The sequence below is a fragment of the Reichenbachiella sp. genome (assembly GCF_039944555.1).
Lineage (GTDB): Bacteria > Bacteroidota > Bacteroidia > Cytophagales > Cyclobacteriaceae > Reichenbachiella.
The window spans coordinates 711,916-736,674 of record NZ_JBDUYN010000006.1 but is presented as its reverse complement, the minus strand read 5'-3'; the positions used below and the strand labels follow the sequence as shown (position 1 = coordinate 736,674).

Below are 24,759 nucleotides of genomic sequence, written 5' to 3'. Positions count from 1 at the left end.
AGGCAGCACGGAAGCAACTTCCGCGCTAGAAAGCGGGTACTTCTTATGTTTTGTCAAAATGAGTTACGATAGATCGATGTTCTCTCTGGATTTTCCTTTTCCTAATTTTAGGTCTTCATTAAGTTGAACTTACTCCAAAAACGCTACTGCTCTGGTCGCATAGTTTTATCACCGTCGATTAGATTAATAAAGTAGTTTTTCAACTTAGATGAACAAATAGAGTGCTCTAAAAACAATCATAAGTTTTTCGATTTGTAACTTTGCCCCCTAAGTAGATGAACAACACCTACGAGCAAGGTATAAGGTTAAACGACAATGAAAAAACCAATGAGCAAAGAGGTTAAAGAGAAAAAGAAGGTGGTGAAAAGTAATACTTATGAAACACTTAAAGCTTTATACTACTCTGGTAAGGTGAAGCCGTCATTAAATAAAATTGTTGTTGAATTAGAAAATGATTCTAAAAACGTAGAACTCTCTCTATTGGCTTGCCAGTGCTTGGTAAGAACTAAGAATTTTGACGAGTTGCTTTCGTATGCTGATGCCTCTATTAAATTGGCTCCTAAAGTTGCAGGAGGATATTATTATAAAGGAGTGGCCTTTCAGCACGCAAAAGGGAAGGAGCAAGAAGCCCTAAAAAACTTTAACGAAGCATTGACTTTAGACCCAGACAACCCAGTTTACCTTAAAAGTAAGGCTACCACTCATCTTTTACTTTATACAGATTATCATCTACCTATAAAATTTGCAGAAAAACATAGGGATAAGGCTCAAGTGAGTCTATTGAAAGTTATTGAGCTGATAGAGCAAAGGGAAAATGCTGATTATTTAGATTTTTTGACTTTAGGTGATGTGTATATGATGCTTAGCCAAACCATAGATGCCAAGAAGTACTATATTAAAGCGGTAAATACCTATACTAATTCTGATGAATCAAAACAAGATAAAAATATATATAAGGACATCATTAAGGCCCAGAAAGCCTGTGTAAAGTTGTTGGAGAAATTCACTGAATAATAATTGGAACAAGATTTTTTGATATCATCAACCAAAAAATGAATTACCAGCACATGACATGGTCCATATACCATTTGAGCTTTTCTTATTCCACAATAATGATCTGGTTATCGGAGGTATGCAGGTTGAAAAAAACTAAGCCGTTTTCCACTCCGAACTACAGTGTAACCTACGAACTAGAAAGAGGCAGCTCGGAAGCAACTTCCGCGCCTGCATAAAAAATCTTCCGTATTTAGGGGATTATTTCAACTGATTGGCATCTTAAAATGGATGAGCGAGAAGTATAAAATCCGAGACCAGACCCAACCGTACTTTATCACCTTTGCCACTACTGGTTGGGTAGATGTTTTTACAAGGTCACAGTATGCCGACATATTTTTAGACAGTATCCGATATTGTCAAAAGGAAAAAGGACTGGAAGTATATGCCTGGTGTATCATGAGCAATCACATTCACTTGATTATCGGTACGACTGGAAAAAATAAAATTGAAGACATCGTTAGAGATTTCAAAAAATATACTTCCGTACATATATGTAGAGCAATCGCAAACAACAAACGGGAGAGTAGAAGGGAATGGATGCTTTCAATTTTTCACCAAAGGGCTAGGGAAAGCTCCAAGCATCAAAAATATGCTTTTTGGCAAAATGAATACCATCCCATAGAGTTGTCTGATAATAGGATGATGGATCAGCGACTTGATTATATTCATAACAATCCGGTAAAGGCCGGTCTGGTTTATGAACCTTCTGCTTATGTTTATAGCAGTGCGGTTGACTATGCAGGGGGTAAAGGGCTGTTGGATTTGGTGATGATTGGGTAATCCGGAAGAAACTTCCGAACTAGAAATGAGTGGTTCGGAAGAAACTTCTGAGCTAGTTTGAAGGCCCGGAAGTAACTTCCGAGCCAGAGTGGAATTAGAAAGGTAGTAGAGTGGTCCGGAAGTAACTTCCGAACTAGAGCGGATGATTGGATAATAGAGCTGCACGGAAGAAACTTCCGCGCTAGGGAACTTCTAGCTAGAGTGAGTAGTACTAACAAGTTTATCTACTCCACAATAATGATCTGGTTATCGGAGGTATGCAGGTTGAAAAAACCTAAGCCGTTTTCTACATTACTGGGTGCGTTGTAGGGTTCGGAGACGAAACTCGGCCCAAATCGGGTATTGTTGCGCTTCTCCAGATACTCGTAGTAGGTAGGGCCTATGCTGGCCAACGATACGATCAGGGTGTCGCCGGTAAAGAAATCTTCATTGACGATAAAAATGAACTCATCCGAAATCTCCTGATCTCCAGAATCAGTTTTGGTAACCAAATGCGTAAAAGTCCTGGGGACCACCAAATCCAGATCTATTCCTAAATTAGTCTGATCGAGGTCCACAGAGAGCTTCTGGACATTGACCATATAAAAGTCTTCGTCGGGATGTGGATTGAAACTATAGCTGACATTGACTAGAGAATCATCTCCGGCAGGGATCAAAGTACCTTTGGTGTCTGAGAACTGCACTTGTTCGGTCACGATGCTCTCAGCTTCAACGCGCGTTCCGGTTTGCAGGTCGGTGGCAATCAGTCCATAAACATTGCCCGGTACAGGGTTGATGTCGGCCGAAACGAAAATGCCATCCTGTACTTGTTGTAAGCGAAAAGTGTCCAAACGATTTTCAATGATCAGAACTTCGGCTTCCTGTACGAGCAGGGATGTCAGCAAGGTGGAGTCTGTGGTCAAACCAGAGTTCAAGGCAGAAAAACTGCGGGTCAAAGCGATGGTGACACCTTGCCCTTGGATCAGCAGGCTGGACACTACCAATTGTTGGGCAGGCAGTTCGAGGTGGATGGGCAGCGGATCGGGCTCGCAGGCGAACATTGCGAGGGTGGCTACCAGGTATATTTTCAAACGGTTTTTTATCATGGCTGTCAAAATTTGAACCGATAAGAAATGAACGGCAACATGCCAAACAATCCAGGCTGTTGATAATTGAATAAACCGGTTTCCGGATTCTGTTCGATTTGAATACCTACAGGTGCGGCTCGGTTGTAAACATTGTAGACACCCAACCGCCATTCGCCATATAATTTTTTACCCGGTTTGGACTTTTTAACCAGGCTCAAATCCAGTCGATGTGTATTGGACAAGGCCACCGAATTCCGGTCCGGGTATATGTTTTCGACCGTGACTCCCGTGTTGAGGGGGTTAGCGATGGCATACTGGGCGACCACTGGCGTGAAACGCGAGCCCGACAGGTATTCCCAAACTGCTGATATTTCCCAGCGTTTAAAGATTTTGTAATTGGCCACAATAGAAACATTGTGCCGGCGATCATAGCGCGCTGGAAAGGTCGCATCTCCATTGAGTCCGTCCACTTGTCGGTTGGCCCACGACAGGGTATAACTGGCCCAGCCATTCAATCTTTCTCCTTTCTTTCTCAACAGCACCTCCCAGCCATAGGATTCGGCTGTGCCCTGTATGATGGATTGTTCAAAATCCGTGTTTAAGAATAAATTCGTGCCCTCTTGATACTCAATGATGTTGTTGGCGTATTTATAATACACTTCTGATTCAAACAGCAATCCGGACTGGCCAAGGCTTTTGACATACCCAAATCCAAACTGCGTGGCCCTTTGGGGTTTGATGTCGCGTGTGACAGAGTACCAGAGGTCGACCGGCAGAGACAGACTGGCGCTGGACACTCGGTGCTGATACTGACTGATTATGGTAAAGTTGAATTTTAACGAACTCAGTTCATTGAGCTTGTATCGTGCCAAAAGGCGAGGTTCAAAGCCCAAATACAACTTGCCGTCTACCGTGGCAAAACTCTGTCTATACCCGACACTGGCACTCAACCTTTCGGTCAGTTTTTTTTCTACATCGGCATAAAGACCGCCTTCAAATGAGGTAACGGCTGAGCTTCGGGCAGACGGAAAAATATCTTCAACGATCCCTGAAGCATCAACTTCTAAGGGGTCCATGGCATGTCGGATCACGTCCAGGCCTACGGAGAGCTTTTCAACGTCCAAGTTGAAAATATCATATCTGGCCTTCAGGCCATAGTCGGTTATTGAATTGGATACCGCCAGGGTACTTTCTTCGAAAGCATTGTCCACGAGGTACGAAAACCGGGAATTGGTCAGTGTGAGACTGAATATATTGTTGGTGGGTGTGAGATATTTCCAACCCAATGACAAATTGGTATTGTCTATATCAAACTCACTGCTTCCGTTGTCATCAGGATCATCTGATTCTATATCCAATATATCCGCTCCAAAATAATTGGAAAAATAGAATGAATGCCGAGGGGATGGTTTGAAGTCAATGCGACCATTAAAATCATAAAAATAGTAGGGGAGTTGTAGATCAGGATCACCTGTGAGCTTCAGCAACTGATCGATATAGGTTCTTCTACCAGCAATCTTCACGGCCAACTTGTCTTTGATCAAGGGTTGGGCAATGGTGAGGTTGGACGAGATCACACCGACACTTCCGTTAAATGTAGTTTTTTCGGGCATGGTTCCGTCGGTTTTGATATCAATGACGGAGGAGAGTCGGCCTCCATAGTAGGCAGGAAAACCGCCTTTGATCATTTGTACATCGCCCAGCATGTCCGGATTGAAAACAGACATAAAACCAAATAGATGACCTGAATTGTAGATGATGGCATCATCCAAAAGTACCAGATTTTGGTCCGCGTCTCCGCCGCGAACAAAGAAATCGACACTGCCTTCTACTCCTTTGGTGACGCCCGGCAAGAGCTGCATGGTTCGAATCAGATCCGGTTCACCTGCCAATCCAGGAACCATGAGTACATCTTTGGCTTCCACACGTGTTGTACTCGAACGAATGTCTTCTATCTGATTTTCGCCATAGAATCGCTCATCACTGACCACTACATTGTCCAATGTGGTCACTGACGGCAGGAGTGTGATCGCAATCACGGTATCTGCTTTGAGATCAAAGTCGAGCGTTTGACTGATATATCCGATGTAAAAAAAGGTGAGTGCTACCTTTTTTGAAGGGGTCCTTAGCGTGAATTTGCCATCGTCGTTCGTTCGGGCCACGGCGTTGGTTCCTTCTACTTTGACTGTACAAAAAGGCAAAGGACTACCGTCTTCGGCATCCTGCACACGTCCTGTAATAGTTCGTATTTCTTGTGCAACGACCACCCTTGTGACAGATAGTAGTATAGCCAATAAATAGAATTTATTTTTCACCTTCTTGTGTGGTATAGCATGTAAAAACTATATCAGTATAACTGAATTCATTTTGTTTCGGTTGCCTTTCGAAATTCCCAAGCAGATGCACGGCAGAAAATTTCGTGACAACGGTACTGATATCATTTCAAAAAACAGCTCCTGAAGACAAGACAACTGACTTGCTTTTTACACCTACAGGCTCAGTTGTGAGTTCTATTCTTTTCCCGGCACGACCAAGGGGGCGTTCCTTTCCGACATTCTGAGGAATTCATGAAGCCTTGGCTGAGTGAAAGACGTGAGAATCTCACCATCAGGAGACTCTCACGTCCTTTTTTCAACTTTGTCCAGTTGTGAAAAAGTACTCAGAGTGACGTGTTTTGATTTTAACCAATGAATAAAAGGTTTCGAGTTCCCGCTTCGGCGAACCGTCTACCTGACATTCAATATTAGTTCGAATGGAAGAAAGTCGCTGATAATGAGCAGGTACTAACCACAGCCCCTCTGGCACAGCGCCATCCAAATAGGACGGACAGCTCTGCGCCGGCAAGGGCCTAGCTCACAATCATATCTTTGATTAAAGGAAACGCTTAACAGAAGTGCAGCGGCATTTATTTGGTCCGGAGGTCATAGCGCATGGTTTCTTCCATTAACTAGGGACGCTAGACCGACAACTATTGATTAGTAACCAACAGGCACTTCAATCATTGTCTTGTCCCAGGCCAGTCTCAAAACAGCCGATTTGTTGCCCTTATCTTCCAATCGAATAGAGAAGGCTTCAACTACATCTGAGGTGCTGGCTGAAGGGACATTTACTCTAAGTACATCATTTTCTTGTTTGTAGCTATAAGCTCCCCAATAGTCCAGATCCGAATTGATAATCAGCGTCCATTCTTTCTCTCCTGGAATGGTGAAAAGGGAATAAGTGCCCGCTTTGAGTTTTTTGCCTCCTAGCGTAATATCCTGATAGACTTTGATCTCAGGATTTTCATTGGCGCCGGTTCTCCATACTTTGCCGTAAGGAACTTTGGTCCCGAAAATATCCCGTCCATTCTTTTGTGGCTGGCTGTAGTAAATTTTGATGATGGCCTTTTCACCGGGGCTGCGATCATGCGCGAAGTTGTCCGGCAAATAAGCCACGTCCATAGGACTTTTGTCTAAAGACCGAAACGATTGTGCTTGGAGAAGGGTAGAAGAAATAGCAACAAGCAATAAGGAATAAATAAGGTGTTTCATTTTGTACATTTTGATTTGAACCATCCGTCTTCATGACGAACTAATTGCTAACGAGGGGTGGCATGGATTCGTTCCGGTTGGGTTGAAAAAGAGCGCTTAATTTGGAAATGGCCTTCGGATTGGCTTTCTGGAGTCGACTTGCTATCTTTCTGCTATGATGTCAGTTTTACCAAAATGGTAGATTCACTAACTAGCTCACCCAATATTTCTATAGCAAAAAACCTAAACATGCAATCCTTACTCAAAACAACCTTTCTCTTCATCGCAATCGCCACATTTTGGAGCTGCAATACAAAAACAACGGCTACCGAATCCGAAGTTGAGAAAAGAACATCCATCGAAATGGTAACCGACTATGGTACCATGGTGATTGAATTGTACAACGAGACCCCACTACATCGGGACAATTTCGTCAAACTCGCCAACGACGGCGCTTTCGACAGCTTGCTCTTTCACCGGGTGATCGAAAAATTTATGATACAAGGCGGCGATCCGGATAGCAAAAATGCCCTACCAGAGGATACCTTGGGTAACGGCGGCCTTTCTTATAAAGTAGACGCAGAATTCAATTCAAAGCTATTTCACAAGAAAGGAGCCTTAGGAGCCGCTCGTGATGGCAATCTGCAACGGGCCTCCAGTAGCATGCAGTTTTATATAGTGCAGGGCAAGGTATTCAACGATAGTTTGTTAACTGTAGCAGAAACGCGAATTAACGGCTGGCTGGCTACACGCTATTTTAAAAATGATACAGCCAACCGATCACTGACAGATGCTTTGCAAAAGGCAGAAGACGATGAGAATTGGGAGCAATACACCTTGCTGAATGACAGCATTAGCAGTCTGGCCAAGCAGTATGACAATTTCGAACGCTACACCATTCCGGAAGAACAGCGAGCCGTGTACAAATCCATTGGTGGTACACCACATCTCGATCAGAACTATACTGTTTTTGGTGAGGTGGTCAAAGGCCTTGCGGTAGTTGACTCCATTGCGGCTGTGCAAACAGGCGTATATGACAGACCACTGACTGATACTCGGATACGAACCGTTCGGGTACTTGAATAAACGCGCTGGGAGTTCATTCAAAGATGACCGATGGCTTGACCTGATAATAAAATGAGAATTCTGCTACTTGGTGCTACAGGAAGAACGGGAAAGTTGGTGCTGACATCGGCACTCAAGGAAGGGTATTCCGTCAATTGTTTGGTTAGAAAACCGGATAAAACAGAAGCACAGGATGGTATGCAGGTTTTTGAAGGAAATCCATCAGATGAGCATGCTTTGCAAAGCGCCATGGAAGGTTGTGAATGTATTATGAGTGTGCTGAATATTTCTCGTCACACAGACTTCCCGTGGTCCGCCTTAAGAACACCGGAGAATTACCTTTCGGAAGTGATGAGTCAGGTGATTCCAATGGCCGAAGAAAGAAACATTCAAAGAATCATTATTTGTTCGGCCTGGGGAGTTGCTGAGACGAAAAAAGATATTCCAGGATGGTTCAGGTGGTTTATAGAAAACAGCAATATCGGAAAGGCCTATGAGGACCACGAACGACAGGAGCAGCTATTGATGCAATCAAATTTGAATTGGACCATCATACGGCCTGCCGGCCTAACTAACTCCAGGAAGAAGCAAGAGATCAGAGAGAGTTTTAATGATGTCCCAAAACCTGCCTTGACCATCGGTAGACAGAGCGTTGCCAGGTATATGGTGAGTAGCATTGACAACGAACAGTTGATCAAACAGACAGTAGTAATATCAAAGAATTAATAATAGATTGAAAATGATGATTCTAAAAAAATATGTTCTGGACCTAAGCAGGGAGACACTCTTCGAAGCCTGGGTTTCTCCGGATATGACGATTCCTCCTGTTACCAAAATTGAGAGCAATCCTGTTTTGAGGGGCGTTTTTAAACTGTGGGCCGAATCTCCTGAGGCAGTTGGTATCATGACCGGTATATTCGAAGAAGTGATTTGCAATGAAAAACTGAAATATACCTGGCAGTGGGAGGGCTCCGAAGAGGAGAGTTTGGTTTCGGTGGAATTTGAGCAAGATGGAAACCAGACCACTATTCACCTGGAGCATTCGGGATTTTTGTCCCAAGAGAGTAAAGACGCACATGATGTCGGCTGGGATAGCTATGTGGACGGATTGGTCGCAAAAATAAAACTCGATATAAAATGACACCTTTGGAACTTGCTCAAAAGTACATGGACATCGTCTTCAATACCGGCGACCTTGGACAACTGCGTACGATATTAGCTCGGGATTTACAGTTCAGCGGACCGTTTTACAGTTTTGATTCCGCTGATTCCTACATCGCATCTATGTTGGCTAATCCCCCTGAAGGCTTTGATTTTGAGGTCATACAATTCTATGAGGATGAGACATCGGCCTGTCTGATATACAATTTCACTAAGTCGGGCATTTCCACTCCGATGACTCAGCTGTTTGAGACAGACAAAGATCGAATTACAAGCATACTCTTGGTTTTCGATACCAGGGCATTTGATTCAGGGCCTTCCGGAAATGAATGAACTAGAGAAAAACGGTCAGTATGTCAAATTTTGCGCTTACGGCTTTTTAAAGAGCCTAAGGTTTTACGACGCGTTTCTTCTACTTTTCTTTTTAGACCAGGGAATTTCATTTAGTCAGATGGGTGTACTGTATGCCACCCGGGAAATAGCGGTCAACTTGTGCGAGGTCCCGTCAGGAATAGTGGCCGATACTTATGGGCGAAAGCATGCCTTATTGGCTTCATTCTTCTTTTACATCCTGTCTTTTGTCATTTTCTATCTTTCGAATGACTTCAAAATATTATTTCTGGCGATGGCGGTCTATGGCTTGGCAGATGCCTTCAGATCGGGTACTCACAAAGGCATGATCATGGATTATTTGAAACTGAACGACTGGGAGGATCAAAAAGTCATGTACTATGGGCACACTCGCTCCTGGTCTCAAAAAGGAGCTGCTATATCAGCGTTGTTTGCAGGAGGGCTGGTCATGTATGCCGGAAGTTATAGATCGGTATACCTGTTTTCGATTGTTCCTTATTTATTGAATTTTATTAATATAATGACCTATCCGGAAGTACTCAATCACTCGTTGAGTAAGAAGGATAGAAATGCAACAAAAAATCTATTTACTTATGCCATCAATCTTTTTCGTGCGGTCAAAAACAGAAAGGTATTCCAGGTTATCAATTCTTCGGCCATCCATACGGCCTACCTAAAAGTCATCAAGGATTATATCCAACCTGTGATGCTACAGTTGGCTATACTCTTGCCCATATTGGAGACTATGGAGCTAAAAAAGAAAAGTGGTTTGCTGATAGGTATCGTGTACTTTTTTATTTTCCTAATGACTTCATATGCTTCTAAAATGTCCTTTAAACTCAAGAGGTTAGGTACGGAGCGAATCCCATGGGTCACCTTGCAAGTGGGCCTGGTGTGTGGTGCCTTGAGTGGGGTTTTCATATATAATGAATGGTGGATGCTTTCGCTCCTGTCTTTCATCCTGGTATTTGTGGTTGAAAATTTACGAAAGCCTAATATGACGGCCATACTCTCGGATGACGTGCCCAATAAGATCCTTACCTCCGTGCTTTCTGCTCAGTCTTTTTATCGAACTATTGTTACCTCTATTCTTGCTATCCTATTTGGATTTTTAGCTGATTTATTTAGCATAGGAGCTTCTTTATTGATAATTTCAACTAGTATTTTTTTATTTTATCACCTGATTGGAGGTATGAAACTAAAGAAATTATGAATGTAACACTTTGGCTTTCTTTTTTGGGAACTGTTTTGATCATCGGAGTCACACCGGGCCCCAGTGTCTTGTTGGCTTCCGCCAATAGTATGAATTACGGTGCCAGGAAAACAGTAGGAACTATACTGGGCGACCTGTCGGCAAATGCGATACAAATTGCGTTATCCTCTCTGGGACTGGCCTCAATTGTAATCTCTTCGGGTGAAATTTTCGGATTGATCAAATGGGCTGGTGTGGCGTATTTGATCTACATGGGGATCACCAAAATTATTGCTAAGCCGGAGATAGGCGCATTTAAGAAGGAAGAAAAACAAAAGGGCTTTTTCAAGCTCTTTAGTGAAGGTTTTCTGATGTCAGCCTCCAATCCAAAAGCGATTGTCTTCTTTGCAGCGCTCTTTCCTTTGTTTATAGATCAAAACTTTCCATTTGTGTCGCAGGTGGTTGTTTTAGGCGCCTCCTATCTGGCGATTGATGGCATTTGTTTGCTGATATATGTCAAATTCGCCTCCAGGCTAAAAAGGTATCTGGAAGACCAAGAGAAAATACATTTTCAAAACAGAATCATCGGTGCTCTACTGATTTTGAGCGGTTTGATGCTGTCGACCGTAAGACGAACTAATAATTGAACTACTAACACTTTAAGACATGTTTGGAATCATCAACTTTGAAACTTTCTTAGTAGCTGGGGTACTACTGATTTTGACTCCAGGTACTGACACCATGTATATTTTGGGTCGCAGTATCTCACAAGGCAAAAGGGCGGGATTGATGTCGGCCCTGGGCATATCTACCGGAGTACTCATACACTGCATTTTTGCCGTGCTTGGACTTTCCATCTTATTGGCTAAATCTGCCCTGGCCTTTGAAGTGGTGAAATATCTTGGTGCGGGTTATTTGATTTTTTTAGGGGTGAAGTCTTTAGTCACTAAGACCAAGACGTCGTATGAGTTGGATGACCCAAATAACGTACGCAGCTTTCGCAAAATCTATGTATCAGGTGTACTAATGAATGTACTGAATCCAAAAGTGGCCTTGTTCTTTTTGGCATTCATACCGCAATTCGTAGACCCTGCTTACCCACAAAGTTCGCTGACCTTCTCTGTCCTTGGTTTGATCTTTTTATTACTTGGGACCGTTTGGTGCGTGCTGTTGTCTTTTTTTGCATCTAAAATGTCCAATAGTATCAGAGCCAACTACAAGTTCAAGGCCTGGTTGGATAGAATCACCGGCATCATGTTTATTGGGTTGGGGATCAAGCTAGCACTTGCCAGGAAATAGAATCATTGCTACTACAAGCTGGAATGAGTTCAACCTTCGACCATCGTTAATTGGCAAAAGCCAAAGGATTGAACTTATGATTTAAATCATAAATTCATGCTATGGTGTTGGATTAACATTGCAACATGATAAAGCATGACATACGTTCCAGGCAGGATGTAGAACTGATGGTAAATACTTTCTATGATAAGGTTAGACAGCATCATAGCATTGGTCCTTTCTTCAATGAAATTATCACTGATTGGTCAGAGCATCTTTCAAAACTGGCCGACTTTTGGGAAACCAATCTTTTCTTTGTAAAGGCTTATAAAGGAAATCCTTTAAGAGCGCATCTCTCCGTAGATCAGCATTTCAACAACGAAATAGAACAAGCTCATTTCGGGCATTGGCTGCAGTTGTGGTTTGAAACCCTGGATGATCTTTTTGAGGGCAAAAACAAAGAGCTGGCCAAGGAAAGAGCGAGAAGCATGGCGCACATCATGTTTCTTCGGATTTTTCAAGCAAGAGATCATAAGGAACACTTACAAATAAAGCCCTGATCTCAATTCAATTATCAAAATCTAATCGAATAAGCAATGGTATTAAAATCAATACTTGAAGAACTGAAAACATCCAATCGTCCAGTGGCTAAGGCGTTGCATAAGACAAGTCAGAGCAAGACTATTTGTATCGGGTTCAATAAAGGTATGATGTTAAAAGATCACAAAGCGCACCGGCCAACGGTGCTTGTGGTGATAGCAGGTGAGATCAGATACACGGAAGAAGAGAATTCTCAAGTCTTGTCAAGGCTGGATGAGTTCAATATTCCCGTAGAAGTTACGCATAGAGTGGAAGCCTTGGAAGACAGCCTTGTTTTGCTTCTTCAGGGATGATCTGAGTTTATATGTCTTACAGCTTCGATATTATTGATGTTAGAAATGAATGGTTGACCATCGAGTTCATTCCTAACAAGTACGACAACCTCATGATTTTGCTTTATGATAGATGCATTGAAGAATGGGGAGATTGCAAAGGAAGAGCCTGGTGTGGTACTTGCCACATTGAGATTGTGAGTGGTGAAATTCCCAGAGAATTGGATATAGATGAGAAGAAAACATTAAACGGTTTGCCGAATTTAACGTCGACCAGCAGACTGGCTTGCCAGATAGCGGCTAACGAGCAGTTGAATGGGCTACGGTTAAGAATACTTAAGGACGATTAACAATTCGGAAATACTTATAGTCGTTTGCCAAAAAAGCTCCTTCAGAATAGAAAAACCTACTGTCTTTTGGATGATAGCAGCGTCCGCAGACAGTAGGTTCATCATTTTTGAGTTAATTGACCTCTAGAAATTTTGTCAGACGTAGAACCAACTACTCGTCTTTCAGCACATCTACAGGGTTTAGCCTGGCGGCGTTGATCACCCTGTAACTCACCGTGAGGAAAGTAAAAAGCATCACAACTAAACCGGCTATAAGAAATACTACTACTGAAATAGTCTCTTTGTAGGTGAATAAACTTGACCATTCGCTCGCGAAGTAATAAGCAAACGGTGTAGCTACACCAAAGGCAATAAGTACCTGTTTTCCGTAGGATTTGAATAGCAGAGCTACTAACTGCACACCAGTGGAACCCAGTACTTTTCGTACCCCAATTTCTTTCTTCCTTCTGTCAATCATATAGGAAGTAATTCCAAACAAGCCAAATCCTGCAATTGCTAACATGATAATGGCTCCAATTCCGAATAGTTCTCCTATGCGTTTATCATTCACATAAAAACTATTGAGTTGGTTGTCCAGGAAATGCCACTCTATGGCAGTGTCTTTGTCAAATTTGTCATGCACCGCTGTGATGCCTGCCAATGTTTCTTTGAAATTGGCAGTAGACAAGCGAAATGAGAAGTAATCTATGGAAGTCACTGGATTAGCCCAATAGCCCAGGGCCAGGGGTTTAATATCATTGTGCAAGGACTGAAAATGAAAGTCCTTCACCACACCAATGACCTTCATTGGTCCTGATCTCCGAGACGATAGGTAAATCGTCTGACCTATCGGATTCTCTAAGTTCAGAGCTTTTACAGCGGCCTCATTCAGAATGACTTTGGTGGAATCAGTTACTTTATTGCCAGTGAAATTGGATCCTTTTATGAGTTCGACCTGATAGGTACTGAGCATATCTTCGTCAAAACACATGAAGTAAGAGTTGGTCGAATCTGCTGATGCCTGATGTGATTTGAAATCTACGCGTCTGATGCCTTTCCATTCTCCTGGTACGCGTGAAGAAGTGGCCACACTTTCGACTCCTGGTACTTGGCTGAATTCCGACTTCATGGCCATGAAGTTGGTTCGGGTGTTGCGGGAGTTAATGTCCACAACCAGCATGTTGTCTTGATTAAAGCCAAGCGCTTTGTTTTCGATGTATTTCATTTGCTGATAGATCACCAATGCACCAACCAGCATGACAATGCTGATGGCAAACTGAACAACAACCAAAGTGCTTCGCACATTCATAGAGTTGGACTTGACCTCACCTTTTAAGCTGGCTACAGGTTTTAGGTTGGACAGTATAAGTGCCGGATACATTCCGGAAGCAGTTCCCAGGAATACCGTAATGGAAAAGATGATGAGAGAGATATCAAGGATGTTTTCTTTGTTCAGATCAAAATTTTTGCCTGCTATTTCATTGAAATAAGGAAGAAGGACTTCAATTAGGAACACGGACAGCACAAATGAGAAAACAGCAACGACGATTGACTCGATTAAGAACTGAGTAATGAGCTGACCTTTACTGGCGCCACTGACCTTTCTTAATCCTATTTCCTTAGACCGTTGAGTGGCCTTAGCAGTAGAGAGGTTGACATAGTTGATACAAACCACTACCATAATAAAAATGGCAATCCCAATGAAGAGATTAATATAGAAGATGTTTCCGTTGACGTCACTGATACCGTACTGGATATCCTTCGACTTGAGATAGATATCCGCCAGGTTCTGCAGCTCAAATTTTCTGATGTCTGCTGTATTTTCTTTGTCATACTTAGTTACCAGCTCAGGAAACTTTGATTCTATCACATTAATATCTGAAACAGGATCTAGCATCACATAAGTATAAGCGCCATAGTTATCCCAGGATTTTAGATAGTCCGATAGTCCATCTTGATCGATGGTGTTGAATGAAAACAGTACAGTAAACTGTAGATGTGAATTTTCGGGAACATCTTTTACAACTGCCGTGACCTTCACATCGTTCATGTTGGCCCATTTCATTGTCTGCCCAATAGGGTTTTCTTTTCCAAAAAACTGACGCGCAGCAGATTCAGATAGCACTACTGAATTGTGATCTTTCAGTGCGCCTTGTTTATCACCTGCAACAAATTCAAAATCAAAGAAATCGAAGAAGTTGGCCTCGCCCACGATGTAAGTTCTCACTTGAACTTTATCACCATTCCAGAGAATGTCTCTATGCCCACCGGGCTGATATACTCTGGTGAAGTCATTCACACCAGGAACATCATTTTTCATGGCAGTTGCTACGGCAGGAGAAGTTTGTCCGTAGTATTCCACAGCACTTGGATCCGAATGATCAGACTCTACCACTCTATAGATTTGTTCATGCTTCGTATTAAATTGATCGTAAGTCAATTCATCTTCAACATAGAAAAGAATGAGCGAAGCACAGGTGATTCCAATAGAAAGCCCCAGTATATTGATGAGCGCGTATGTTTTGTTCTTGATCAGCGTTCTGAGTGCAATTTTGAAGTAATTCTTAAGCATAGTTGTGGTTTTAGCTTTTCCATGCCAAAATACGTGCCGATTCATATAAATAGTTGATTATCAATCACATAACTTGTAAGGGATGATATTGGATTTGTCCACTTTCGTGCAGTGGGTGTGCGATATGGAAGGTATTCCTGAGATTAACGTCATTTATCGTACTCATTCTGTCGTATGTCGTGAGTCACTTTTATGGATTCGATTTAGGAGTTACCTTATTCTAAAAAAACAACTCATGCCTAAATTCAGAAGTGTCTTCATTTTAACATTGGCCTGGATCACCATTGGATGCAGTAGATATACAGAGCAGGAAATGGCAGAATTAGCCAGAGGTAAGGAAGTCTATATCGCCCAATGTCTAAGCTGTCATGGTGCTGATGGCACGGGTTTAGGAGGTGCTTATCCAGGTCTCATTCATGAAACAATTACACCAGATTTTACCGCAAGGGCTCAGTATCTAATAGAAAATGGGTCGGACGTCACCGGTGGCATGTTACCTGTTCCAATTACCGAAAAGGAGAAAACAGAAGTGATCAATTATATCCAAAATTCCTGGGGCAATGAGGCAGCCTTTCTGACCCATCCATCTTCTAAACAACTATCAAAAAACTGACATGGCAACTTATCAACTTGAAATCAACGGAGAGCAAAAAAGTGTTGAGGCTGACGCAGATACGCCCTTACTATGGGTCATTCGCGACCACCTCAAACTGGATGGGACCAAGTATGGTTGTGGTATTGCACAATGCGGAGCCTGCACAGTTCATATAGATGGAACACCGATACGGTCTTGCGTGATACCCATCAGTCGAATGGAAGGTAAGCAGGTGGTAACCATAGAAGGATTGTCAGAGATCGGCGATCATCCGGTTCAAGAAGCCTGGAAGGACATTGATGTTCCTCAGTGCGGCTATTGCCAGACCGGTCAAATCATGTCAGCTGCAGCTTTGCTAGAGCGAATTCCTCAACCCACGGAGGAAGAAATTTACAGGGCCATGAAGGGTAATGTCTGTAGATGTGGTACCTATCCAAGAATAGTGAAAGCGATCAAATCTGTGGCTAAAAATCAAGAATCATGAGGACAACCAGAAGAGATTTTTTGAAGGTGACTACGCTGGCTGGCGGTGGCCTGATGCTTACGATGACCGTGCCGGTGGTAGCCAAAATGCTTCAAGAAGACAAAGAAGGCAGCAGGGTAGATTTTAACCATTTTTTGAGTATCGACCGGGATGGTAATATTGTTTTTCAGCTAACCGCACATGAAATGGGACAAGGTTCCGGAACCGGGCTTCCTATGATATTGGCAGAAGAGTTGGGGGCTGATTGGTCAAAAATAAGATTAGAGCGAGCCGATTATGACAAAAAGTACGACGGGCTTATCCGACCTACGACCGGTGGCAGTGGCACCATTTCCTGGTATTGGGATCCGATGCGCAAAATGGGAGCTACAGCACGTGAAATGTTGAAAAAAGCTGCGTCGCAGCAATGGGCGGTTCCGGTGGAACAACTGAGTACCAAAAATGGGTTTGTCTTAGAAGCTGGTACGGAAAGAAAATTGAGTTTTGGAGAACTGGCTGACGAAGCTGCTAAAGTGGAAGTTCCGGAAGAAGTGACTTTTAAAAAGTCTGAGGACTATACGCTGGTAGGAAAGCCAATTCAAAATTTGATCACCGAAGCAATCGCGGTTGGAAAAGGTAACTATGGTATTAATGTTGATTTGCCTGAAATGCTGTATGCCTCGATAGAAAAATGTCCGGTCTACAAGGGCAAGCTACTTTCATTCGATGATACAGAAGCATTGGAAGTCCAGGGTGTACTAGAAGTAATGGCAATCCCTGCTCTTCAACCTGCAGAAGATATGACCCATGTACAAGAGGGGGTGGCAATTATAGCCACCTCTACCTGGGCAGCATTTAAAGGCCGCAAGGCACTTAAAATTGATTGGGATTTGGGTGAGAATCGAAATAATGACAATCAGAAATTAGAAGAAATCATCGAATCTGCCGGAGAACGGTTTGAAGAACCAGCCTATCGTGCTGGTGACTACCAAAAACTAAAGGCAGAAGAAGGTTATCGCGAGATCGAAGCGACTTATGAAAATCCGCACCAGGCACATGCTCTGATGGAGCCTATGAATGCCACTGCTCATTACAATGGAGATTCCTGTGAAATTTGGGTGGGGACACAAAACGCGAGCAAGGTGGTGTTGAATGTGGCAAAGGCTGTGGATATACCTGAAGACAAAATAGCTGTACATGTACAGAATTCCGGGGGCTCATTTGGACGCCGATATTATCCGGATACCTCTATTGAGGCAGCTTATATTTCCAAACAATTGAAAAAACCTGTAAAACTCACCTGGACCAGAGAAGATGGCATTCGACACGACTATTTTCATCCCTATCAGCAGTCAAAGTTTAATGGTTTGATCAACGAAGATAGAGTGGTGGGCATGCAAGTCAAACTGATAAAGACACAAGACTATGTATCAGGAGATCAGCTTTGGGAGCATCCATATGATTTTGAACATTTAGAAGCATTTTTCAACCCAATTGATGGATTTGTTCACCAGGGGGCCTGGAGAAGTGTGCAAGTTCATTCGGGCTCACTAGGCAAAGAGTGCTTTATTGATGAGCTCGCACTGGAGATCAATAAGGATCCAGTGGAGTTGAGGAACGATTTGCTATCAAAGGAGATAGAATATGTAGCTTTTGATAGACCCACTCGACCAGGTCAGCGGGATTTCGGCGACATTGTCTTAGAACATCGAAGGACGCTGCGAACCAGAAATCGTAGCGTACTAAAATTTATAGAAGCTGAAGGCCTTTGGAATCGTGCCAAAGTTGTTGGCGCGGGAAGAGGCTTTGCCATGGATGATTTCTTTGGTGAAACGGTTTGCGCACATATCGTAGAAATGGAGAAGGACGATTCGGATTGGGGAGTGAAAATTAAAAAGATCACAAGCGTGTTAGACTGTGGGATTGTTGTCAACCCACATTTTGGCAGGGGACAAGTAGAGGGTAGTATTATTTACGCGCTTTCAGCATTGAAATATGGCGGAATAGATATTAAGAATGGACGTGTTGTGCAAAGCAATTTCCACAACAATAAATTGTTGAGAATTGACGAGGTGCCTGAGATTGAAGTTCATTTTGTTCCAAGTGAAGAACCACCCAGAGGTCTTGGAGAACCAGCTACACCGCCATTAGCACCAGCAGTACTAAATGCCATTTTTGATACAACAAGAAAGCGGATTCGGAAGTTGCCGGTGACTAGAGAAGATATTTTGGCGTAATGCAAAGATTCAATGATCTAATGATGCAATGACTCAATGATGCAATGACCTAATGATCTAATGATTCAATTGCACGTTAAATGGATTTGAGTATTATCGACTAACCCTTGAACATATCATATAGCCCAATTGATCGGTCAGATAAAATGGTTAGACCTATTAGACGGTCAAATTAGCTCAACTGTATCGCCTAGTTTGATGTTGCCGCCATCGATTACTCTTGCGGTGATTCCACCATGTCCACGCATCGCGCTATATCCACCGGGTCCAAGGTTTTCTTCCATGCGGTTGCAGGGTGCACAAATTCCCGATGTTTCGAGTATAGCAGAACCTATTTTAAATTTTTGAGATTTTAGAGAGAGAAGGTTGATGCCGGAAACAACGATATTTCTACGAGTCAACGCCGGATCAATTGAATCCTTGCCTAGAATCGCCGCGACTGCATCCAAATGTTCTTTTTGAATCAAAGTAACCTGCCTCTTTCCTGACAGACTACCTTTAAAGTGGTCGCCTTCGAGTCCGGTCTTTTTTTGTGCTGTGACCAACTCAACACTCTTGGGAATGGCTTTACGCTCTTCACGGATACCAATCCATTCTACTTTTCCTACTTGCGGAATCGTACGTAGCAATTGTTTCATTACAGGTTCGTCGTAGGACATAGGCGATGATTTTTGGCAAATATAGTGGAATAAAAAAACGACCACCAAAGGCGATCGTTTCAAAATAACCATTAATCAAAAGTCTTTGAAATCATTCGTTTCTTAGGCACTCTGCGGGGTTTACATGCGCAGCCCTCAGCGCCTGTGAGCCAACGGTGAGCCAGGCAATGAGAAGTGACAAACATCCCGCTCCAATGAAGAACCAAGCTTCCAGACCTATTCTAAAAGCGAACTGATCGAGCCAATCGCTGATAAAATAGTAACTGATAGGAAGGGCTATCAATATTGACAGGCCAACCAATTTGGTGAAATCGGAAGAAAGTAAGTACACGATATTCATTACACTAGAACCTAATACTTTTCTGATGCCTATCTCTTTTTGTCTTCGTTCGGCGGTGAAGCTCGCTAACCCAAACAGCCCCAGGCAGGAAATAATAATAGCCATCCCAGCAAAATACCTTGAGAGCGTTGAGACCCGCTGTTCAGCCTTATAGAGGGATTCATATCGCTTGTCCATAAATTCATATTCGAGCGTAAACCCAGGATTGAATTCTGAATAAAAATCCTCTAGGTCAGCCAGAGTTTTCTTTTCTGCGCCAGCCTGAATTCGAGCCATGACGTACCAGGTGTTTTCAGGAGTAAGCTGGAAAAACAGGGGTTTTACCTCGTTGTGCAGGGATTGAAAATGAAAGTCTTTCACAACACCAATGATTTCCATTTTGTTTTCTCCCCAAAGAGTAATGGTCTTCCCTATAGGGTCCTCGAGGTTCATCACTTTAATGGCGGCCTCATTGAAAATTATTTTGGTAGTATCTGTGCTAAACTCTCTGGAGAATGGGCGCCCCTCTTTGAATTTGATATCCAGGGTTTTAAACAGATCATAATTTGTTCTTACATTCTCAAAAAGAATTTTGGCATCAGGGTCTTTGCCTTCCCAATCCAGGCCGGAGGTATTGTTGTTACGATATAATAGAATATGACCGGTGCTTGTTGCCGATACTATTCCAGGGATAGATTTGAGTTGCTCCAGGAACGTATCTACATTTTTTTCAACCTTGCCCTCCTGAGAAAAATAAATCATGTTGTCGTTGTCATAACCCAAGCTTTTGGATTGCACATATTCTATTTGCTTATAGATGACCATAACTGATACAATCAGGATAATCGAAAGCGTGAACTGGAATACTACCAGGCCTTTTCTAGCCCAAAGCTCAGCCAAAGAGCCTCTGATTTCACCTTTTAGCACTTTTACTATCGTAAACCCAGACAGGTAGAGCGCTGGGTAACTACCGGATACTATCCCAGTAACAACGGTCAGTCCTAAGAATGAAAGGACAACAGAGAGGTCAAATGAATTTGATATTTGTTTGTCAGTGATTTCATTAAACTGGGGTAAAAAGAAGAAAACAACGAGAAGCGAAGCGAAAAATGAAATCAATGACATCAGCAAAGACTCCGTCATGTACTGTGTAATAATGGTGGATTTGGGAGCGCCGACAGCCTTCTTTATACCCACTTCTTTGGCTCTTCGTGATGCCCTAGCCGTAGAGAGATTCATGAAATTGATGCACGCTATGAGAAGAATAAATATGGCGATGATGGAAAATAGGCGGACATATTCTATGCGACCGCCAGCTTGCACACCATTTTCATAACGGCCGTATAAATAACTTTCTGAAAACTTTCTTAAGAATAAGGTGACATGAGAATCTTCCTCTTTGGTTTTAATAAAGCCTGCAATCTTCTCTGAAACGGCATCCGCAGAGGCTTCATCTTGTAATATGACATAGGTTTTTGGTCCGTTATTACCCCAATTAGTCACCCAGGGATTGTCGTCAATAAATTTATCAAACGGAATAACAAAATCGAAAATGAAGCTTGAATTGGAAGGAGGTTTCTTGTATATACCTGAAACCAAAAATGTTTCGTTGTGATCTAACTTGATGGATTGACCTACGGCATTGTTTGTCGTCCCAAACAGGCGAATGGCGAGGTCATCTGAAATAACCATGGACTGCTTGTCCAGAAGTACTTGTTCCGCCTGTCCGTCAATGAGTTCATAGGAAAACAATTGGAAGAAATCTTCCCCAACATAGTAACCATCTCCTTTTATATTTTTGTCCTTGTGACTGAGTGTGAATTTGCTAATCCAGGTGGTTGTTGCTGCATATTTTATTTCAGGTATTTCTTCTTTAAGGGCTTTGGCCAAAACACCGGGGGTTGAATTCGTCGTCATGATGTTGTCGGCATACTGCTGATGTTCCATCACTTGAAAGAGCCTGTCGTCCTGGGCATGAAACTTGTCCATGCTCATCTCATCAGTCACCCACAAATAAATGAACATAGTACAGGCCAATCCTGTCGACAGTCCAAACAAATTGATAAAGAACGAGCTTTTGAATCGTTTAAAATTGCGGATGGTAAGAATGAGGTTGTGCTTAAACATGAGTTGAGTTATTGGTTATATCTGCATTAAAGATATAAACCAAGCTCAAAAAGTTGCACAAGACTATAAGTTTTAAAAAGAATTGAAATAAAATCTACAGCATTTCCAAATCTGCTGGCTTGTCTATCATGTCCAGTGTAAGGTATTTTGCTTCTGCTTTGCTAATCTTTTTCATTCCAAAAATTCCTCCTGAAGCCTCAGCGACTACTTTGGCCAAATCCAACAAAAATTGATGAACCTGACTCGCCACCTCTGGATCAACCTTTGGTAAGATACCATTGAGCTGTCTAAGATATGAAGTGATTGCATGCTGTCTGGTATCAAGTTCTGTCGGCAAATCCTGAATATAGTCTTTAAATATATCTTCGAATTTATTGGCTACATCCTCGAAGTACTCTTCAAGCTTATCGTATCGGTGTTTTGCAGTGGTGGCGTAATGAATAGCCTCAGCTATTTCATCCTTGTCCACGTCGTCATCGGCACCGGCAATGAGCATGGCAACCATCGCTGGAGCATTCAGTACAATTTCTATCTCATCATCTCGAAGCGTTCGGAATACATTAGTCATAGCTGTTGTTTTTTAATTGTTGAGTCCTGTAATGATAAAAAAGTGCAATTTGTCGTCTTATCAGGCAACTAAGAAAATCTCACATTAGGTAGGTCATTCACTTGCACATTATAAACCCTTCTCATATAAATAGTGCAGTATGGTAAAATTAGTAATAATTGCGAATGAATTCAGACTACCACTGATTTTCATCAAAAGTTCAATTATACTTAAAACTTCATCTTGGAATAGTTATATTTACCTTCAGAGGATATTATCAAGAGAGGAATTATTTATGCCATTTTTGACATGTTAATAATTTGATTCATTAGAGATAGACCTTTCGTCCCCGAATAGAAAGCAGGTTTTCCTTTTCCATCTTTTTGATTGAGCGTATTACAGTTTCTACACGAAGACCAGTCATGTCTGCTATCTGTTGTCTGGTTAAATCTACGGGGTAGGGTGTAGAAGAATCTGTGTGGATCTCATTTTTCAGATATCGAAGAAGCGTGAGAATGCGATGCTCCGGGTGCTGACTTGATATTTCAGATGCCATCACTGCTTTATAATGGAGCCTCTTGGCCAGGCTTTCGCACATCGATACACTGATTTCGGGGTTGGATAACAAAAGGTCTAAGAATTTGTTCTTTGCCAGTTTGATGAGTCTGCAATCAGAAGAGGCTATGGCGCTGGCAGGATAAGTAAGGTCAGCAAAAAGTGGGGGTTCTCCGAAACTTTGAGTTTCGGAGAAAAGTCCTTGTACAAACTCCTGACCCTGGTCATTAAAATTGCTCATTTTTACTTGACCTTTGACTATCAAAAAATAGAATCGGGCATGATCGCCTTGCCTGAAAATCCAATCCCCTTTTTTATAAGAGGTTTCAACAGCGCCAGCATTCAGTAGAAGTGAAGAATCGATCATTTTGCTCGGTTATGATTAGGATCATAAACACGGATATGAACCTGACTTACTTTTGATCAAAAATAAAACATTCAATGAAAATCAACGAAAAAGATACCATCGCAGACATCGTGAAAGAAGACTATAGAGCGGCGGAAGTTTTTAGTGCTCATGGACTGGATTTCTGTTGTGGAGGGAAAACACCATTGGATCAAGCTTGTGAAAAACAAGGGCTCGATGTGAATCTGCTAAAGGATCAACTCAATTCGAAGTTGGAAAAGGACCCAACGGTTATTTCTTACGCATCATGGACTAACTCACAACTCATCAAACACATTGTTGAGGTCCATCATCGGTATATTGAGGATAGTGTGCCATATCTTTCTCAGCTACTACGAAAAATCGCTGACGTCCATGGCGAAAGACATCCTGAACTGATTGAAGTCAGAGATATATTCGATGAGGCTACTGACGCGCTCTATGATCATATGAAAAAGGAGGAAATGATATTGTTTCCTGCTATTGAATCCATTGAATATGCAAAGGTTAACCAAAAACCACTTCCCCCAATGGGATTTGGTAGCATAACCAACCCGATAACTGCGATGGAAGGGGAGCATGATTTCGAAGGCAATGCATTTAAACGTATAGCAGAGCTTACAAATAATTTCACTCCTCCAGAAGACGGATGCAATACCTACTTAGTGGCTTTTGCCAAACTCAAGGAATTTGTGGATGACTTGCATAGACATATTCACTTGGAGAATAACATTCTGTTTGAAAACGCCAAAGGGCTGGAGTTGGAGTTCGCATAGGGTGAGTGTCTGGATAAGGTGACTTATCTTCGCCACAAAAAAAACAGTGGTCTCACTCTTTTCTTATGATCTTACCTACCTATCCTTAGGCACCTTCATGTTGACAGGCCTCTTGATTGGTATGGCAAAGACCGGTGTACATGGCATGGGCATGATAGCGGTACCGTTATTGGCTGCCTCTTTTGGAGGGAAAGACTCCAGCGGACTCATGTTGCCCATGCTCATCATGGCAGACATTTTCGGAGTAAGTTATTATCATCGCCATGCGGAATGGAAGCACTTACTGAGATTGTTTCCCTGGGCTATTGTAGGTGTACTTCTTGGAACCTGGATAGGCAACGAAATCGATGATCAAGTGTTTAGGACCATCATGGGTGTCATTATATTTTTGAGCCTGGGTATTATGATTTGGCTTGAAAAAGTGAACAAGGATAAAATTCCTGATTACTGGTGGTTTGCCATGATACTTGGAGTTGCTGCCGGATTTACGACCATGGTTGGTAATTTGGCGGGAAGTGCCATGGCACTATATCTCTTATCCATGCGTTTGCCTAAAAATGAATTTATCGGTACTGCAGCCTGGTTTTTTATGGCCATCAACTGGTTTAAAGTTCCCTTTCATATTTGGAGTTGGCATACTATATCTCTCAATTCCATATTGCTCGACCTGACGGTATTACCCATGATTGCCATAGGCGCCTATTTGGGAATAAAAGTCATTAAGAAAGTGTCCGATCAAAATTTTCGCTGGTTTATCATGATCATGACCGCGTTAGCTGCCGTTTTTATGGTGTTTTGACCACTGATAAAAAAAAGGTGCCCTGACAAGTAGTAATATCTAAATTCGCGCAAGTACAAAAAAAT

Annotated in this window: 25 protein-coding genes; 17 read left to right on the top strand and 8 right to left on the bottom strand. The window is 42.4% G+C overall.

Going from position 1 to position 24,759, the window contains the following annotated elements:
• The first annotated feature begins 315 nt into the window (after positions 1-315).
• Positions 316-1,014: a hypothetical protein gene (locus tag ABJD64_RS07680; protein WP_348180154.1), complete on the top strand. Its 699-nt coding sequence runs from the start codon at positions 316-318 to the stop codon at positions 1,012-1,014.
• Between the two features lie 270 nt (positions 1,015-1,284).
• A complete protein-coding gene (locus tag ABJD64_RS07675) occupies positions 1,285-1,836 on the top strand; it encodes a transposase (RefSeq protein ID WP_348180152.1) in 552 nt (183 codons plus the stop codon).
• 224 nt (positions 1,837-2,060) lie between these two features.
• On the opposite strand, the gene ABJD64_RS07670 is transcribed toward ABJD64_RS07675, so the two are convergent.
• From ABJD64_RS07670 to ABJD64_RS07660, 3 genes are all read right to left on the bottom strand, one after another.
• A complete protein-coding gene (locus tag ABJD64_RS07670) occupies positions 2,061-2,876 on the bottom strand; it encodes a DUF4249 family protein (RefSeq protein ID WP_348180400.1) in 816 nt (271 codons plus the stop codon).
• A 50-nt stretch (positions 2,877-2,926) separates the two neighbouring features.
• The gene (locus ABJD64_RS07665) at positions 2,927-5,197 is read right to left on the bottom strand and encodes a carboxypeptidase-like regulatory domain-containing protein (protein ID WP_348180150.1); all 2,271 of its coding nucleotides are present in this window, start codon (positions 5,195-5,197) and stop codon (positions 2,927-2,929) included.
• 681 nt (positions 5,198-5,878) lie between these two features.
• Positions 5,879-6,433 (bottom strand): DUF2911 domain-containing protein, encoded by a 555-nt coding sequence (locus ABJD64_RS07660; RefSeq protein WP_348180148.1) that lies wholly within the window; start codon positions 6,431-6,433, stop codon positions 5,879-5,881.
• Between the two features lie 228 nt (positions 6,434-6,661).
• Between ABJD64_RS07660 and ABJD64_RS07655 the strand changes: the two genes are divergently transcribed.
• From ABJD64_RS07655 to ABJD64_RS07610, 10 genes are all read left to right on the top strand, one after another.
• A complete protein-coding gene (locus tag ABJD64_RS07655) occupies positions 6,662-7,498 on the top strand; it encodes a peptidylprolyl isomerase (protein WP_348180146.1) in 837 nt (278 codons plus the stop codon).
• 51 nt (positions 7,499-7,549) lie between these two features.
• The gene (locus ABJD64_RS07650; protein WP_348180144.1) at positions 7,550-8,203 is read left to right on the top strand and encodes an NAD(P)-binding oxidoreductase; all 654 of its coding nucleotides are present in this window, start codon (positions 7,550-7,552) and stop codon (positions 8,201-8,203) included.
• Between the two features lie 13 nt (positions 8,204-8,216).
• Complete coding sequence (locus ABJD64_RS07645) at positions 8,217-8,618, top strand: SRPBCC family protein (RefSeq protein WP_348180142.1); 402 nt, start codon at positions 8,217-8,219, stop codon at positions 8,616-8,618.
• On the top strand, positions 8,615-8,971 hold the full coding sequence (locus ABJD64_RS07640) for a nuclear transport factor 2 family protein (RefSeq protein WP_348180140.1): 357 nt from the start codon (positions 8,615-8,617) through the stop codon (positions 8,969-8,971). The genes ABJD64_RS07645 and ABJD64_RS07640 overlap by 4 nt, the downstream gene beginning before the upstream one ends.
• Positions 8,964-10,202 (top strand): MFS transporter, encoded by a 1,239-nt coding sequence (locus ABJD64_RS07635; RefSeq protein WP_348180138.1) that lies wholly within the window; start codon positions 8,964-8,966, stop codon positions 10,200-10,202. Before ABJD64_RS07640 ends, ABJD64_RS07635 begins: the two co-directional genes overlap by 8 nt.
• Entirely contained in the window at positions 10,199-10,828 is a 630-nt protein-coding gene (locus ABJD64_RS07630) for a LysE family translocator (protein WP_348180137.1), read from the top strand. The genes ABJD64_RS07635 and ABJD64_RS07630 overlap by 4 nt, the downstream gene beginning before the upstream one ends.
• A gap of 19 nt (positions 10,829-10,847) precedes the next feature.
• Complete coding sequence (locus tag ABJD64_RS07625) at positions 10,848-11,480, top strand: LysE family translocator (RefSeq protein WP_348180135.1); 633 nt, start codon at positions 10,848-10,850, stop codon at positions 11,478-11,480.
• A gap of 125 nt (positions 11,481-11,605) precedes the next feature.
• Positions 11,606-12,019: a group III truncated hemoglobin gene (locus tag ABJD64_RS07620; protein ID WP_348180134.1), complete on the top strand. Its 414-nt coding sequence runs from the start codon at positions 11,606-11,608 to the stop codon at positions 12,017-12,019.
• Positions 12,020-12,055: 36 nt separating this feature from the next.
• Positions 12,056-12,352 carry a hypothetical protein gene (locus ABJD64_RS07615; protein WP_348180133.1) on the top strand — a complete coding sequence of 99 codons (297 nt, stop codon included), beginning with the start codon at positions 12,056-12,058 and terminating at the stop codon, positions 12,350-12,352.
• A gap of 11 nt (positions 12,353-12,363) precedes the next feature.
• On the top strand, positions 12,364-12,681 hold the full coding sequence (locus ABJD64_RS07610) for a 2Fe-2S iron-sulfur cluster-binding protein (protein ID WP_348180132.1): 318 nt from the start codon (positions 12,364-12,366) through the stop codon (positions 12,679-12,681).
• A gap of 151 nt (positions 12,682-12,832) precedes the next feature.
• Here ABJD64_RS07610 and ABJD64_RS07605 read toward each other — a convergent pair whose 3' ends face one another.
• Positions 12,833-15,232 (bottom strand): ABC transporter permease, encoded by a 2,400-nt coding sequence (locus ABJD64_RS07605; protein WP_348180131.1) that lies wholly within the window; start codon positions 15,230-15,232, stop codon positions 12,833-12,835.
• An 82-nt stretch (positions 15,233-15,314) separates the two neighbouring features.
• On the opposite strand from ABJD64_RS07605, the gene ABJD64_RS07600 reads away from it, so the two are divergent.
• The 3 genes from ABJD64_RS07600 to ABJD64_RS07590 are packed head-to-tail and all read left to right on the top strand — an operon-like array spanning position 15,315 to position 18,527.
• Positions 15,315-15,845 (top strand): cytochrome c, encoded by a 531-nt coding sequence (locus ABJD64_RS07600; protein ID WP_348180129.1) that lies wholly within the window; start codon positions 15,315-15,317, stop codon positions 15,843-15,845.
• Position 15,846: 1 nt separating this feature from the next.
• Positions 15,847-16,311 carry a (2Fe-2S)-binding protein gene (locus ABJD64_RS07595; RefSeq protein WP_348180128.1) on the top strand — a complete coding sequence of 155 codons (465 nt, stop codon included), beginning with the start codon at positions 15,847-15,849 and terminating at the stop codon, positions 16,309-16,311.
• A complete protein-coding gene (locus ABJD64_RS07590; protein WP_348180126.1) occupies positions 16,308-18,527 on the top strand; it encodes a molybdopterin cofactor-binding domain-containing protein in 2,220 nt (739 codons plus the stop codon). Before ABJD64_RS07595 ends, ABJD64_RS07590 begins: the two co-directional genes overlap by 4 nt.
• A 167-nt stretch (positions 18,528-18,694) precedes the next feature.
• Here the strand turns inward: ABJD64_RS07590 and ABJD64_RS07585 are convergent, their stop codons facing one another.
• The 4 genes from ABJD64_RS07585 to ABJD64_RS07570 all read right to left on the bottom strand — a co-directional run bounded on the left by ABJD64_RS07585 (position 18,695) and on the right by ABJD64_RS07570 (position 23,101).
• Positions 18,695-19,249, bottom strand: coding sequence for an MOSC domain-containing protein (locus ABJD64_RS07585; protein WP_348208197.1), 555 nt, complete (start codon positions 19,247-19,249; stop codon positions 18,695-18,697).
• Positions 19,250-19,277: 28 nt separating this feature from the next.
• Positions 19,278-21,632, bottom strand: coding sequence for an ABC transporter permease (locus ABJD64_RS07580; protein WP_348180123.1), 2,355 nt, complete (start codon positions 21,630-21,632; stop codon positions 19,278-19,280).
• Between the two features lie 94 nt (positions 21,633-21,726).
• Positions 21,727-22,200 (bottom strand): hypothetical protein, encoded by a 474-nt coding sequence (locus ABJD64_RS07575; RefSeq protein WP_348180122.1) that lies wholly within the window; start codon positions 22,198-22,200, stop codon positions 21,727-21,729.
• Between the two features lie 307 nt (positions 22,201-22,507).
• Positions 22,508-23,101: a Crp/Fnr family transcriptional regulator gene (locus ABJD64_RS07570; protein WP_348180121.1), complete on the bottom strand. Its 594-nt coding sequence runs from the start codon at positions 23,099-23,101 to the stop codon at positions 22,508-22,510.
• A gap of 74 nt (positions 23,102-23,175) precedes the next feature.
• Here ABJD64_RS07570 and ric point away from each other — a divergent pair, with 74 nt between their 5' ends.
• Entirely contained in the window at positions 23,176-23,895 is a 720-nt protein-coding gene (gene ric / locus ABJD64_RS07565; protein ID WP_348180120.1) for an iron-sulfur cluster repair di-iron protein, read from the top strand.
• Positions 23,896-23,941: 46 nt separating this feature from the next.
• Positions 23,942-24,694 (top strand): sulfite exporter TauE/SafE family protein, encoded by a 753-nt coding sequence (locus tag ABJD64_RS07560; protein WP_348180119.1) that lies wholly within the window; start codon positions 23,942-23,944, stop codon positions 24,692-24,694.
• Positions 24,695-24,759 lie beyond the last annotated feature (65 nt).